The sequence below is a fragment of the Saprospiraceae bacterium genome, assembly GCA_016715965.1.
Lineage (GTDB): Bacteria > Bacteroidota > Bacteroidia > Chitinophagales > Saprospiraceae > Vicinibacter.
This window is the reverse complement of the sequence record JADJXG010000001.1, coordinates 3,144,714-3,158,244: the sequence shown is the minus strand read 5'-3', so window position 1 is coordinate 3,158,244 and position 13,531 is coordinate 3,144,714. Positions and strand designations below refer to the sequence as shown.

At 36.4% G+C, this 13,531-nt stretch carries 14 protein-coding genes; all 14 read right to left on the bottom strand.

Annotation, left to right across the window (positions count from 1 at the left end):
• Positions 1 to 8 precede the first annotated feature (8 nt).
• The 14 genes from ruvB to IPM48_12095 all read right to left on the bottom strand — a co-directional run bounded on the left by ruvB (position 9) and on the right by IPM48_12095 (position 13,516).
• Positions 9 to 1,034: a Holliday junction branch migration DNA helicase RuvB gene (ruvB, locus tag IPM48_12160; protein MBK9272339.1), complete on the bottom strand. Its 1,026-nt coding sequence runs from the start codon at positions 1,032 to 1,034 to the stop codon at positions 9 to 11.
• Positions 1,035 to 1,132: 98 nt separating this feature from the next.
• A complete protein-coding gene (locus IPM48_12155; GenBank protein MBK9272338.1) occupies positions 1,133 to 1,681 on the bottom strand; it encodes a hypothetical protein in 549 nt (182 codons plus the stop codon).
• Between the two features lie 105 nt (positions 1,682 to 1,786).
• Positions 1,787 to 2,110 (bottom strand): hypothetical protein, encoded by a 324-nt coding sequence (locus IPM48_12150; GenBank protein ID MBK9272337.1) that lies wholly within the window; start codon positions 2,108 to 2,110, stop codon positions 1,787 to 1,789.
• A gap of 64 nt (positions 2,111 to 2,174) precedes the next feature.
• Entirely contained in the window at positions 2,175 to 2,546 is a 372-nt protein-coding gene (locus tag IPM48_12145; protein MBK9272336.1) for a DUF1304 domain-containing protein, read from the bottom strand.
• A 256-nt stretch (positions 2,547 to 2,802) separates the two neighbouring features.
• Positions 2,803 to 4,077: an HlyC/CorC family transporter gene (locus IPM48_12140; GenBank protein MBK9272335.1), complete on the bottom strand. Its 1,275-nt coding sequence runs from the start codon at positions 4,075 to 4,077 to the stop codon at positions 2,803 to 2,805.
• Positions 4,078 to 4,323: 246 nt separating this feature from the next.
• Positions 4,324 to 4,848, bottom strand: coding sequence for a DinB family protein (locus IPM48_12135; protein MBK9272334.1), 525 nt, complete (start codon positions 4,846 to 4,848; stop codon positions 4,324 to 4,326).
• A 176-nt stretch (positions 4,849 to 5,024) separates the two neighbouring features.
• Positions 5,025 to 5,996, bottom strand: coding sequence for an MBL fold metallo-hydrolase (locus tag IPM48_12130; protein ID MBK9272333.1), 972 nt, complete (start codon positions 5,994 to 5,996; stop codon positions 5,025 to 5,027).
• Between the two features lie 265 nt (positions 5,997 to 6,261).
• Positions 6,262 to 6,705, bottom strand: a complete 444-nt coding sequence (locus IPM48_12125; GenBank protein ID MBK9272332.1) for a VOC family protein — start codon at positions 6,703 to 6,705, stop codon at positions 6,262 to 6,264.
• A gap of 69 nt (positions 6,706 to 6,774) precedes the next feature.
• A complete protein-coding gene (locus tag IPM48_12120; protein MBK9272331.1) occupies positions 6,775 to 7,269 on the bottom strand; it encodes a DUF4199 domain-containing protein in 495 nt (164 codons plus the stop codon).
• A 171-nt stretch (positions 7,270 to 7,440) separates the two neighbouring features.
• Positions 7,441 to 8,547 (bottom strand): DKNYY domain-containing protein, encoded by a 1,107-nt coding sequence (locus IPM48_12115; GenBank protein ID MBK9272330.1) that lies wholly within the window; start codon positions 8,545 to 8,547, stop codon positions 7,441 to 7,443.
• An 82-nt stretch (positions 8,548 to 8,629) separates the two neighbouring features.
• Complete coding sequence (locus tag IPM48_12110; protein ID MBK9272329.1) at positions 8,630 to 9,520, bottom strand: hypothetical protein; 891 nt, start codon at positions 9,518 to 9,520, stop codon at positions 8,630 to 8,632.
• A 10-nt stretch (positions 9,521 to 9,530) separates the two neighbouring features.
• Positions 9,531 to 11,381 (bottom strand): 3-oxoacyl-ACP synthase, encoded by a 1,851-nt coding sequence (locus IPM48_12105; GenBank protein MBK9272328.1) that lies wholly within the window; start codon positions 11,379 to 11,381, stop codon positions 9,531 to 9,533.
• 13 nt (positions 11,382 to 11,394) lie between these two features.
• Positions 11,395 to 12,126 carry a sterol desaturase family protein gene (locus IPM48_12100; protein ID MBK9272327.1) on the bottom strand — a complete coding sequence of 244 codons (732 nt, stop codon included), beginning with the start codon at positions 12,124 to 12,126 and terminating at the stop codon, positions 11,395 to 11,397.
• A 337-nt stretch (positions 12,127 to 12,463) separates the two neighbouring features.
• Positions 12,464 to 13,516, bottom strand: a complete 1,053-nt coding sequence (locus tag IPM48_12095) for a T9SS type A sorting domain-containing protein (GenBank protein MBK9272326.1) — start codon at positions 13,514 to 13,516, stop codon at positions 12,464 to 12,466.
• Between the last annotated feature and the right edge of the window lie 15 nt (positions 13,517 to 13,531).

The following is a 13,531-nucleotide window of genomic DNA, read 5'->3' as shown; positions in this document are numbered from 1 at the left end:
TAAAAAACTTAAAACAAACCACCTGTTGTAGCTTTATAAGGAATGTGCAAATGGTCATATGCTTTCTGTGTAGCAAGTCTACCCCTTGGGGTTCTTTGCAAAAAACCTTCCATGATGAGAAAAGGTTCGTGCACTTCTTCAATGGTACCGGCCTCCTCTCCTACTGCTGTGGCAATAGTGGTCAACCCAACGGGTCCACCTGAAAATTTATCAATGATAGCAAGTAAAATTCTATTGTCCATATCATCCAATCCATGGGAATCCACATTCAGGGCTTCAAGTCCAAAAAGAGCAATCTCATGGGTCAAAGTACCATTCCCTTTGATTTGAGCAAAATCCCTAAGTCTTCTGAGCAACGCGTTGGCAATCCTTGGAGTCCCACGACTCCTGCGTGCTATTTCTGTAACCGCACCATCGGTAATGTCCATTTTCAGAATGTCTGCTGATCTCAGTACAATTCGTCTCAATGTTTCGGTATCATAATAGTCAAGATGACAATTTATGCTAAATCTTGAACGCAGTGGCGAAGTAAGCAAACCCATCCTAGTTGTTGCACCAACGAGGGTAAAGGGATTGAGTGTGAGTTGTACGGATCGTGCACTTGGGCCGGAGTCAATCATGATATCGATCCGGTAATCCTCCATTGCAGAATACAAGTATTCTTCTACGACCGTGTTCAACCGGTGAATTTCATCAATAAAAAGAACATCTCCTGTCTGAAGATTGGTGAGTAAACCAGCGAGATCACCCGGTTTTTCCAAAACGGGACCAGAGGTCATCCTCAGAGAAGCACCTAGTTCGTTGGAAATGATATGGGACAAAGTCGTTTTTCCCAAACCGGGAGGGCCATGCAGCAATACATGATCAAGAGCTTCTCCACGCTGAAGGGCTGCTTTGATAAAAATGCGTAAATTATCCACAACCTTAGACTGTCCGGAGAATTCATCTAGATGCTTTGGCCTCAATGCCTTCTCAATCTTTATGTCTTCGGATGCCAGATGAGAGGGATCTGAATCTAATACAGGATTTCGCATATTAAAAACAAAGATAATGTATAGGACCATTATAGGCCACGAAATTTAGCATCTCCCGAGGTCTTCAATGAGGTGCTAAATAATTCTTATACCAGCAATTATGCCTTATTCCTGTTGAAGGAAGAAAATGCTTTCCTAAGAAGCCCAAATAAAACCAAGCCAATTATGAATACAAAACAAACCCACTTCAACAATTTGAATATCTCACAAAAGATTGCTGATTGCATGGATTGCAAAGGATAATTGGTGAGCAGACTGACTATAAATACATTTTCCGAATAATCCAAAAGCAAGGTTAAAAACGGCAATAGGATCATCCATGGTTGGGCCGAATTTCGATATAAGAGTACAAACACTATCGAAAACAAAAAAGCATAAACAAGGGGATAAACAAGGTCAGCAGTATATTCTGTTCGAGCATAAAAAGCACGGCCTTCATCCCCATAAGCCGCCACCATGTCGAGAGCTCTTTGCGGAGAATATCCAAATGTCAGATCGATCACTCCAACTTCCTTTCCTGCCAAACCATTCATTCTAGTCTCTGCATTTTTAAGTATAAACAGATTGAATACCATATAGCAGGCAAAGAAGAAAAGAAAGGATTTCCAGTTAGAAATGCGCCTGATGAATTCAACAAATTTAATCATCTCAATTAATAAAATTGAATATTTCCAGAATGAATATCAAAAATAAAAAACTAAAAAAGTGGCTACCCCACTAAGTCTTATCAGAGACAAAATACTGAAATCGTCTTAGCATTGGATTGCTGCCACATTGTTGCGGGCAATGTTGAGCGAATTTTCCCAATCTACCCTTGCCTGACCAGTTAGTCCCGGACAGTTGCCATATGGTTCTAAAGCTTTTACGTAAGCTTCGGCGGCAGCTTTATAGGCAAGACAATTCGCCTGAGTAGGATTCATTCCATAGGCCTGGGCAGCGGTTGTCAGAGCATTTACCTCAACCTGCAATTCGGTAGCATAAGCAGTAGAACAATCTTTTGTAGTATTGTTATCAGAAGAACAGAAAGAATACAATCCAAGAAATAAAATTAAACCAAAAAAATAGATTTTTTTCATACAAATAAAATTAAGTCAGAGTAATAAAACAATACAAAAATATCAAAATTTTCCAATTCCCAAATTAATTAATTAATACCAAACACAAAGTCAATAAAGCAGGAACAGTCTGCACATAGAAGATTTTTCTACTGGCAGTAAAGCCACCATATATACCTGCCACAGCCACACACAGCAAAAAGAAAATGGCTACATTTTCTGACCAGTTCGGATCGGAAATAATTAGACTCCAGACCAATCCCGCCGCTAAAAATCCATTGTAGAGACCTTGATTGGCTGCAAGAATCTTTGTTGGCTTAAACATTTCTTCCGGCATAGCTCCCCTAAATGTTTTCTTGCCCATGCTTTCCCAAGCAAACATTTCCATGTAGAGAATGTACAAATGTAGCAAGGCTATCAAAAGTATCAGAAAATCCTGGAGTAAATTCACGGTCATTGAATTTCAGATAAAATTAAATACAAACTTACTTCAAATTTATTAAAAAAGTGAAAATATATTCTTCTTAAGGCGAAAGCAATCTGATCGATCCGTTGATTTTTGATGCTGGCTCCGTCATGTAAAATACAATCCAATGTGAATCACTTACATCAAACCGTGCAGGGTTGATTTTGATAAAATGTGATCCTATTGATAAAACCAAACCAGAATAAATTCATTCAAATTCAAAATGAAAATGTTTTCAATCGAACAATTAAACCCTGGTCACTAATATCTTATCTATCCGTTGGCCATCCTTGTCAATTACTTCCAAAACGTAGTTGTCCACTGAAATTTTATCACCAATATCAGGTATATCATCTTTTCTATAAATGATCAGTCCTGCAACTGTACTAAACTGGTAATTGGCTTCTTCTTCCAATTGGATTCCAAAAAAGCGAACAAATTCGTTGATCGAATACTGGCCATCTACAAACCAAGAATTTTCATCCCGTTGTACAATCTTATATTCATCCTGACCCATTTCTGTAACATCACCCACCAGTGCATCCACCACATCATCCATAGTGATCATACCAAGAGTGGTACCATATTCATCTACCACAATTCCATAATGAATTTTTTCCTTTTTGAAGATTTCCAACACTTTGTATGCAAACGCATTGTCGTTGATAAATATGGGTTTTCTCATATATTGCCGTATGTCAAAATCCTTTTCCGAATTTAAAACAAACAGGTCTTTCAATAGAACGATACCAATTATATCATCCAAGTCAGTGCTGGTAGATACCGGATATGCAGAATGCTTCTCTTGGTGAATCTTTAACTTGATCTCATCCAAACTGTCCGTTGTTGTAAAATAGACTATATCGGATCTGTGGGTAAACAGCGAATTTACCCTTCGGTCGCCCAACTCAAAGACTCTTTCCACAATATTATGTTCGATGTCTTGAATTTCTCCTTCGTCAGCACTTTCTTTGATGATTGATTTTATCTCTTCTTCAGTAATCTTATTCTGCGAGATTTTTTTAATACCCATTAGTCGCAGCAATAAATTATTAGAAACGGTCAAAAGCGTTACGAATGGAGAGGAAAGGGTTGAAATTACTTTCATAAAAGGCGAAAGTAAAATTGAAATAGATTCAGGAAATGCCATTCCAAGCCTCTTAGGCAATAATTCTCCGAAAACGATGGAGAGATAGGTTACAAAAATGACGACAATAGCCACCGCCAAATTATTGGCGTAAGGATGAAAAAAAGAAAATTGCTCAAGAAAAATCTGAACATCATTGGTCAGCTTGTCACCGCTGTAAACTCCCAATAAAATACCTATCAGAGTGATTCCAATTTGTACAGTAGATAAATACCGCGTTGGATTTTCTGAAAGCTCAAGGGCAGATTTGGCGCCTGTACTACCCTTTTTTCTGGCATTCTCCAACTTGAAGCGACGTGAGGATACCAATGACATTTCTGACATTGAGAATACTCCATTGAGTAAAATCAAAATAAAAATGATGAGTAGTTCCATTTAACGATCAATTAGAATACAAAAAGTCTTAATAACTTGTTTTACAAATACATATAAAATTTAAAAAATCAATTGGAATCAAAATTTTATAACAAAATGGTTAAATAAATTCTATGGGTACGCAAAAAAAACGATGATAATCCAAATTACTCTGTTTATTAACAGCTAGTTGTATAATTTAAGTCTTCCGATCTTCTTTTTTTTTATTTTAGTTTAAACTCAAATGTCGCATTGAAATATTGTTCATTAACCTTTTAATATCCGAAGATATTCAACCCAAGGACCTACCTCTTCCTTTAGCTGTTTTGCCATGACCCTACAAATCTGAGAAAGGTGGTTCATGTCGTGGACAGTCCATGTAGCTAGTAGTTGCTGAAGAGTCACCGTGCCAAATTTTGGATGAATTCCTATTTTTGCAAAGTCGGCGGTTTGTAAATTTTTTGATTTCAAATATTCCAAATTCCTATTCCGCAAAGTTTCAAATTCTGCCAACAACTCCTTGATTGATTTGCCTTTGCTTTCTGTGAATTGTGCAAATCGGTCAAATGGTGTAAATTCTTTGTTTGGAGAATCCGACAAAATTATATCCAATCTCTCGATCCAATCCTTCTTTTCGCCATGGATCAAATGACCGATGATATCGTAAACGCTCCAGGTATCAGGCCCCTCATTTTCAAAAGTCCACTCATTTGACAAATTATATACCAAATCATGAAGCACAGATGGTGTTGACTGCAGAATTTCAATCGATTTAGCCAAAGAAAAAAGCATTATTTAACTATTTTAAACGGAACAATGAATGTTAAAATTACCCATTCGCATGATGGAAGGTGCTGCGCGAGCAATTTCGATTTCGATCATAACTAATTCCAATAACTATGTTTGTACCGCTCATCGATGATGGATTTTATCTTACCATGTATACGATAGAGAATCATGTTGATCTCTTATTCTACAGAAGATCCAAGTCCAGCAAACAAATAGTTATCATCATATGAATCTTTGAATAATTTAAAGGCAAGATGACCAGTACAATGGGCTGGTGCAACTCTGGCAATTTTTATTTCTTCTTTCAATACTTGAATCGATTTAAGGATTTGCTCGCGGTTGAATGGAATCATGTGGAATCCACCATATAGAAGGTCGATCTTCTCACTACTAAACAACATTGTTTGCCGGACAATATCTACCACCCCGGTATGTGAACATCCCACCAATAAAGTTTGACCATTTCGACCAGATAGAGAAAGTGAAAGTTCTGGCAAATTGATGTTTTTACAATTGTCAGATGGGTGCTCAAAATGTCCTTCCACAAAACTTTTACCTGGATAGCACGAAAAATATCCCATTAAAGATGAATTGGTAGCAATGAGTTTTACTCCCGGTAATATTTCACACGATTGCTTAATAAATTCTATGTTTGAATTCCAAAATCTTCCAGATTGATTGATAGAAAATTTTGTAGAACCCCCATCAAAATATTTCATATACTGTGGGAGTGAATCTTTAACTTCAGGTTCAAGACCAGTTGCATCAAAAGGAACAGGAGCACCCCAAAATATGTCATAGGGAAAATAGATCTTTACATTGGGATTGATTTTCAATAAATAATCCAATCCATTCAAATGATCAAAATGCCCATGAGATACAACCACAAGATCAACTTTGGAAAGGTCAATTCCAATTTTCTGAACATTTGATTTGAAAATATCGGCATTGCTACCGGCATCAAAAAGTAATGTTTTGCCCTTGTATTTGGTTATACACGAAAATCCAAAATCTTTACTAAGTAGCGAATCTTTCCCAAATGCATCATACAAATTAATTATTTCACCTTCTCTGATGCTGCGAAAGCTCAATTCCCTTTCTGCGTTAAAATTAAGCAGAGCAAAGAATATAAATATAATAAATAATTTCATATCGTTTTTTTTACTATTTGCTCAATAATTGCTGATTCTTTTGTAACTGAAAATAATATAGCAGAATAAAATCAGATTGAACACCAGGGTCAAAATATTAACTTTAGATGCAAAAGGTGGTTGGCCATTTGGCCAAAGCTGACCAAGTAAAACAAGCGCATTTAAAATTATGAGCATGATCCAAAGCCCAATCGGAATCCTTTTCATATTTATTCATAAAAACTAAACTGTAAATACATAGAAAGATTTGTCTAACTAGATGATTTTACACTTGCTGGTGTTGAGCGTTAAAACTAACCATCCAGTTAACACCAAAACGATCTTCCAGCATGCCAAAATAATCTCCCCAAAAAGTATCCGCCATTGCCATTGTTATTCTAGCCCCATCGGAAAGGCCGTGAAAAATTCTATCCGCATTCTCCTTGCTATCGGTATTCACTGAAATGGAGAAATTATTACCCTGTTTAAAATTAGGTGCCCACTCGCCGCCTGTATCACTACCCATCAGCGAAGTTTCCTTGCTAATTGGCAAGCCAATGTGCATAATTTTATTTGACATTTCTTCGGGCAATGGTGGCTGCCCTTCCTGTGGTGGCATCTCACCAAACCTTCCAACATAAGAGAATTCCCCACCGAAGACAGATTTATAAAATTCAAAAGCCTCCTCGCAGTTTCCGTTAAAGTTAAGATATACATTGATTGTTGTCATGATGCTTGTTTTTATGTTTTAATGAATGGTTTATATAATTGAAATACGTAAAATTAAGATAAATTGGAATCAACCCTTTGCTTGGCTATTTCTTCTCAAAAAATAGACTACCACTATACTGATCAATGTCCCAGAAATTAAAGCACCGACCATACTTTGCCAGATATAACTCTTTAAATTAAAGTAAGATTTTGCTTCCTCCACAGTAGAATAATGTCCTTCTTTTACTGAATATTCGATCACATTGGAAAAATATTCAGGAGAAATAAACTCAGCGGCAATCCATTGCGTAAGAGGTGCCAATAGAGTTAAAATGATTGAGATGATCATTCCAGAAGTCATTCCAGATTTAAAATCCATTGATCCCCCAAAATACTTCGTGTTTTTTTCCTTCAACGCAAGTACATAGATCCATACTGCCGGAATCATAAATAGCATGGAAAGATATGGATGCAAGCCAATTCTTTCTCCATGCAATCCACTCACTTTTTCCAAAACCATCCATAAAAGGGAAGCAAGAAAAAAAATGAATGCCCATTTTAATTCGATCTCTATTTTCTCCATATTTCAATATTGTTGATTTTAATAGAAATTATAATATATTGCATAAAACTTGAAGGCAAAAATCGAAGCTTTTGGACGATAAAGGTAATGAATCGATCTATTAGTTTCGCTGAAGAAGCCATAGAATATTAGAATTGGAGAAGGAGGATTCCTATAAAATAAATATTCTGTCTAGCGCAATTTTCCTTTAAAATACTGATTTTCTGAATCTTCTGCATCAAAATCTCCATGACCATGTCTTTGGACAGAAAATGTTTTAGGATTGGCATTTTGAAGCATTTTATCCTCAAAATAGACCCTGTTCCCATCAGTTGAATAATCAAGACCTAAAACCTTGAAAGAATTGGCTGTGGCTTTTTGAATGATTTTGTCTTTCCAAAATACCTTCTGATGGTCCTTAGCAAATTGAATCAGGTCATTGTTATCTGACTCAAATGAAATCAATTGAAAACTAAGGGGATCAGCCCCCAAAATTTCCTTGTTTTCAAAATATACGCGATTTTTGTCTTTTGCATAAAAATTCCCGAGCACTTCAAAACTAAATGGATCCGCCTCACTCAATTTAAAATAATAAAAATACACGGCAGAATGGTGCTTGGAATATGGATATTGCAGTAGCACAAAACGATCTGTGTGTTGTGTTAAAATATGTATACCATTGTACAAATCACTTCGATATCCAAAATAAAACACTTTTTCTCCATCTTCTGCATAATGATGATTGATGATTTGAAATTTAGAAGGGATTGCATTTTTCACTGGATTTTGCTCGAAATAAACATTGTATTGGTCTTTAACAAATCGCACATCCAATACTTCAAGGCTGGCTGGATCGTTAAGATCAAAAGCATTCCCCCTATAATATCCGCGATGGTGATCCCTTGCATAAGCTTCAGAGAGAACCTCAAAGCTCGCTACATCTGCAATTTCTATTTTTTGAATTTTCGATTTTTTTGTGAGATAGTAATTCTGACCTTCTCTGAATTCATCGCAGAAATATACAAAATTCTTATCTTTTGCATACTGCTTGTCCAACGCTTGAAAGCTAAATGGATCAGCACCATCGATCAATATATCGTTGTAATATACCATCGAGTCATTCTTTGCGAACACCTCATTTAAAACTTTAAATTTTCTATCCGTAATTTCCTTACCATTGAAATAAGTCTTTCCTCCTTCATCCTTGTAACCAGAACTGCATCTTATTAATGGCAGAATACCCAATAAAACCAAAATGGATTTTGCAAACCATTTTAAAAGTTTAATCAATAGATTCATTTGTATTTGCCGATTGAAATTGAGAAAAGTTATCCACGCATTTATTGACCAGGTTTTAAAGTAGGATTAATTTTTTGCCAGTCTATATAGGCGTCATAATCCCGTCATTTTTAATTTTCAGTTTTGAATTAACCAATATTTCATGAAGTGTTTCCGCCGCCAGACCGTGCAAAACCAAACGATATGCAGCACTGTAAGTTGTCTCCGGGATCATTGGGTGTTTGTTGTTGACCAGGCCCAAATGACCGGGTGTACCTAAAATTTGAGCAGAATAAATTGCAATGGTTTCGTCCAATTGCAAAGAATTAGACGCTCTTAGAAAATCATTGGAGGTCAAAAACAATTGGTAAAAGGGTGTAAACAATTCGATGGCCGATCTTAAATCCAGAATATTGGTCCATCGGTTTGGAAAATCGATGTGATCAAACTGATCTTCAGTGATCATACTTAAATTTTTGTCCTCTACCTCGCTGATTGAAATTCCTTTTTCATTGAGTTGTCTGTTCAAATTTATCACAAAGTTGTACAGATTCAAATCGTGTTTTAAAAATAGATCATCTTTTACATCTTCAAAATTTCTTGGCTTCAATGGATTTCCTTTAATTTGAACTCCCTTCACATTGGCAGCAATGAATTCGAGGATTTCGCTACCAACGTGAAAATGTCTAAAGATTAATAAATTGGCATCCGGACTCACAAAATATTTTAAACCCCATGCCAAAATCCGATGCAAAGTTTTGGAGGAATTCAGCAAATTTGGAAAAAAGAATTTAAAGATATGAATAAAGAACATAGTGATCTTAGACCAAATTTGAATAATGGGCAAAAGGTATCGGGCTGATTTTGAATTGTTGTCTCTCATCAGAGCCCTTTTTGTCTTGATATTCATTGGAATGCTACTGTCCAGATACAATGCGAGCCATGGATTGGGATCTCTGCTGTCATGGGTTTTAATGTCGAATATTTCAGCCATTGTTTTGTTATTAGTAATTTCCTAATTCATTCAGTTGCATCCAGTAAAGTTTTGCAGTAGTTTTAGCGGTTTTTGCTATTTTTTTAGCAAGTGCCAAGTTCATGGAAGGGTGATTTAGTGCCTCTTCCAGGCGATGAAAATGATTTTCATCCGCTACACCATGGTAGGTAAAAAAGGATACCTGATCATCTTGTAAGTTTAATTGTTTTTTGATCATTTCTCCCCAATAGGCCGCAAGTCTTTTACCAATTCCTTCGATAATAAACATGGCCCCCATGAGATCCAAAGGATTGGGTTTGCTGGCCTGATGAAACATAAATGAAGAAAGGGCCAGACTTCCAACGTTTTTATCGCCTGATTGAATGTCCGTCAAGGATTCACCCAGATTGACATAATTCTGCTCCAACATTTTAAAGTCTTTGTGTTCTGTTGCCGTATGTTTAATAAATGCTGACCTCAGTTCGAACAATTCCACATCAATATTGGATGCGGCCCTGGATATCCACTGTGATCCATCTATTACTTGTTGTCTGAGATCTCTTAAGAGCAATTTGTAATCTTGTAAACTTAGTTTTCCGGCATGGATTTTAGAGACGATGGGCACTTTCAACAATTCTGTTTCAAAATCGATCCAAATCTGAGTCAACTGTCTCACCAGCCATTCCGAAGATTCATTTCTTGTAATATTTAATTCAGGCGCTTCAATGCTTCGATAAGGAAAAGTCATACTTGCATTTTCTACGGAAGATTCAACTTTTAGTTGCATAAAAGAAGTGACAAAGCGACCACTTTCAGGCACCATACAAAGAATGGTATCTCCATTTTTCAGTTTTCCGGAATACATCAATTCCTCCAACATGATATAAATAGAAGCAGAACCAGTGTTACCTTTGCTGCTCAAATTGCTAAACCATTTTTCCTCAGGGATTTCACCACCTCCTTTGACCATAAGTTCCATGATGGGTTTTTTAAATACTTCGGAGGAATAATGGGCGCACAACCAATCTATTTGATTTTTTACAATTTTTCCCTGATCGATCAAATCGAAATAATGGGCAACACCTGATTTTATTAAACTGTCTAACAAGCGAACATCTTGTTTCAGGTTCAGCGCACCTGCCCTTGCTGCGGCTTCATAATCCGGATAGTCCAGCCAGCTTGGTTCATCTTCATTTGTATTGTCAGTTTTCCCGGTAAACATGCATAAAGGAAATTCATTTGCATAAGATTTAATGTCGATCCATTCAATTTTCAATGATAGTCCATTCGAATTTCTATTATTCTCCAAAACAAATGCACCTGCCCCGTCCGATAGCATCCATCGCAAAAATTCCGTGTCAAAAGATAAGGAGGACATACCTTGCGCCTCAAATCGCGACGCTTTAAACAGCCTGCTGGCAAATTCACTTGCAACACAAACTGCGTTGTTTTTCTCACCTGATTTAATTTGTGAAAAAGCATCTTTTAGGGCCATCATTCCACTGGCACAAACACTTTGGAAACTTGCCAATTCGCAGTTCGAAAATTCCAGACCCGCGTGTACCATACTTGCAAACCCTGGTATGGGTAAATCCCCTTGCGTGGTACCTGTGCAAAGTAATTCTATCTGCTTTGGACGCAAATGGCTCTTTGATAAAGCAGATTCAACGGCGTGGATGGCAAGGCGGGCATTAGAATGCGTACTTAGCTGATTGGCATTCATTGCATAATACCTTTGTTTAATTCCATTTTGTTTCAATATCCTGCTTTTGGCCAAACTGTTTTTTCCAGCAATAAGACCCAAATACTTTTCCATTTCATCATTTGAAATAGCTTGATTGGGTAGAAAGATTCCGGCACTGTTGATGTAAACATTTTTCATTTTATAGGGTGTTTTAAAATTTAGATTTCAACCAGGCGTTTAATTCATCCAATGCATTGCTCGCGAAACCATAATTCTTTCTTCCTTTCGCGTGATGTTCATTGTGCAAGGTTCCAAAGAGCAGCATACTCCAACCCTTCCCACTCCCAAATCGATGGTTGCAATGACCTGAATAATTAAGGAGAATACTGATTAAAGGATAAATAAAAATAGACCATATAGCGATGGGAAAAAGTAGCATGAAAGTCAATGGCACCGTACTTAACAGGAAAGCTTCCAACCAGTGGAAGCTATACACCGAATAAACGGTAGGAATCCTTGACTGATGATGAATATAATGGAAGTTCTTCATAAAAAAATTCAAATGCATGGTCCGGTGCACGATAAAAAAATGGACTTCATTCCACAATATTAGTAAGAGGATCCCGGCCATCACATTTAAAAAAGTATTTGGCAATAAACTGGCCACACCCATTCTGATCAGATAAATCACGGGGATAATTGAAGTGCCAAAGATTAGAATGGAAACAAAGGAATGTCTTTTTTCATCTGAAATTTGGCGATCCGTCACTTCCTTTTGTATAATTCTGGTGAGTAAATTCTTTGAAGCCAAATATTCGCAACTAACTTTAAACAATGGTGCTAATCCAAAGTAAAGTCCAAAAAAATAAACAAAACTCAATCCAAAAAGGGTAAAATAACTGTATTCATAGAGGACTTGCTGTATAAAGACTTGAATTGACATAGGTTGACTGAAAATAAATACACAAATTTAAGTATTGGCATAGCTATACCAATCATTGCTCAAAAATGCAAAGTCAAGTGTATAAGCTTACATTCCATTTATGAATTCTATTCAAATATAGCTATAACAAACAAAACTTCCTGCTAAATATTCTAATAACAGAAAAGTCAAAAATAAAAATATTCCATGGCTAAAAATTTAGAGTGTTGTTAAAAACGGTTCACAGTTCTTATGCAAATATAGGAATATTTTTAAATTCAATTTACTTTCACCAAAATAAGTTGAATTAAATAGCATGATTGCCCATTATGAACCATGCATAATTGTAAATATATTTTCAGTTTTGTATTAAAAGCTTATGCGTTAGCTCTTTAGCTCCAAATTTCAATTTGCAAAAATATTCCCCCGGAGAATACAAACCTTTGTTCCATGGAATATCATAAGTCCCACTGGTCGGAAAACTCAGATTTAGATTTTCCATTGGACGTCCATTTGTGTCAAAAACAATGAGTTGTGCTTCTCCAGAATATGGTGTATGAATGCGGATTGTTGTATGAACCGTTATAGGGTTGGGATAAAATTGAAAAGCCAATTGATCCTTGTCATGATTGGACTCTAAAGAACTTATCATGGACAGAACACTGGTTTCCCAAGATGTTCCTACTCTGATACCATCTATAAAAATTTTACAACCTTCGAGTCCAGATTGGGCGTAATTATTGGATAAGCTTATTTGGCCCTGATCAGGCATATCCTCTCCATGGTTATTTGATGCGTCCGGTTGTGCGGGTTCCAGAGCTGGAATTCCAGTCTCAAACACGTACAAGCTAGAAACATCATTGTCGGTTCCAGCAAGATAGCTATATTTCAATACAATGAGATAAGTCTTGCCAATTTCGAAGTTTGCATTAATATAACTTGTTGATTCACCATACTTTGAAACACCTAACTGAAAGATGGCATCAGATTCCCTCTTAATAAAAAGCCTTGTATTATTATTGGTAGCTGGCCCTCCCTGATCGAAGCATATAGGATATCCTTCCGTCATAGTAGCAGCTAAACTGTCCGTTCTAAACATAAATGACATATATAAATCACCGGATTCTACCTTGGATTTCAAATTATGAAGAAGTACATCGCCATTTCCGGAATTCTCTATCAAACAGCTATTTCCTTTTCCTGAACCAACGTAATCTGAATAATTTAATCCAACAGATACTACCTTAATATTGTATTCAGTATTACTGCCGGATCTAAACCAAGATCCTTGATTTTCAAGACTGTCCACAGGATCATACAGAAAGTCTTCAATCAAAAGATTTTGTGCCATAATCGTTTCAGCGCACCACCAAACAAATAGGATGAATAAATTTTTCACAATAATTTTCATTTTTTTGATGTATTA

Bases quoted from the DNA above. Each gene is read 5' to 3' on its own strand.
- IPM48_12110 (MBK9272329.1), bottom strand. From the start codon at position 9,520: ATGGCTGAAATATTCGACATTAAAACCCATGACAGCAGAGATCCCAAT.
- IPM48_12125 (MBK9272332.1), bottom strand. From the start codon at position 6,705: ATGACAACAATCAATGTATATCTTAACTTTAACGGAAACTGCGAGGAG.
- IPM48_12100 (MBK9272327.1), bottom strand. From the start codon at position 12,126: ATGTCAATTCAAGTCTTTATACAGCAAGTCCTCTATGAATACAGTTAT.
- IPM48_12130 (MBK9272333.1), bottom strand. From the start codon at position 5,996: ATGAAATTATTTATTATATTTATATTCTTTGCTCTGCTTAATTTTAAC.
- IPM48_12105 (MBK9272328.1), bottom strand. From the start codon at position 11,381: ATGAAAAATGTTTACATCAACAGTGCCGGAATCTTTCTACCCAATCAA.
- IPM48_12155 (MBK9272338.1), bottom strand. From the start codon at position 1,681: ATGATTAAATTTGTTGAATTCATCAGGCGCATTTCTAACTGGAAATCC.
- ruvB (MBK9272339.1), bottom strand. From the start codon at position 1,034: ATGCGAAATCCTGTATTAGATTCAGATCCCTCTCATCTGGCATCCGAA.
- IPM48_12095 (MBK9272326.1), bottom strand. From the start codon at position 13,516: ATGAAAATTATTGTGAAAAATTTATTCATCCTATTTGTTTGGTGGTGC.
- IPM48_12145 (MBK9272336.1), bottom strand. From the start codon at position 2,546: ATGACCGTGAATTTACTCCAGGATTTTCTGATACTTTTGATAGCCTTG.
- IPM48_12135 (MBK9272334.1), bottom strand. From the start codon at position 4,848: ATGCTTTTTTCTTTGGCTAAATCGATTGAAATTCTGCAGTCAACACCA.
- IPM48_12115 (MBK9272330.1), bottom strand. From the start codon at position 8,547: ATGAATCTATTGATTAAACTTTTAAAATGGTTTGCAAAATCCATTTTG.
- IPM48_12140 (MBK9272335.1), bottom strand. From the start codon at position 4,077: ATGGAACTACTCATCATTTTTATTTTGATTTTACTCAATGGAGTATTC.
- IPM48_12120 (MBK9272331.1), bottom strand. From the start codon at position 7,269: ATGGAGAAAATAGAGATCGAATTAAAATGGGCATTCATTTTTTTTCTT.
- IPM48_12150 (MBK9272337.1), bottom strand. From the start codon at position 2,110: ATGAAAAAAATCTATTTTTTTGGTTTAATTTTATTTCTTGGATTGTAT.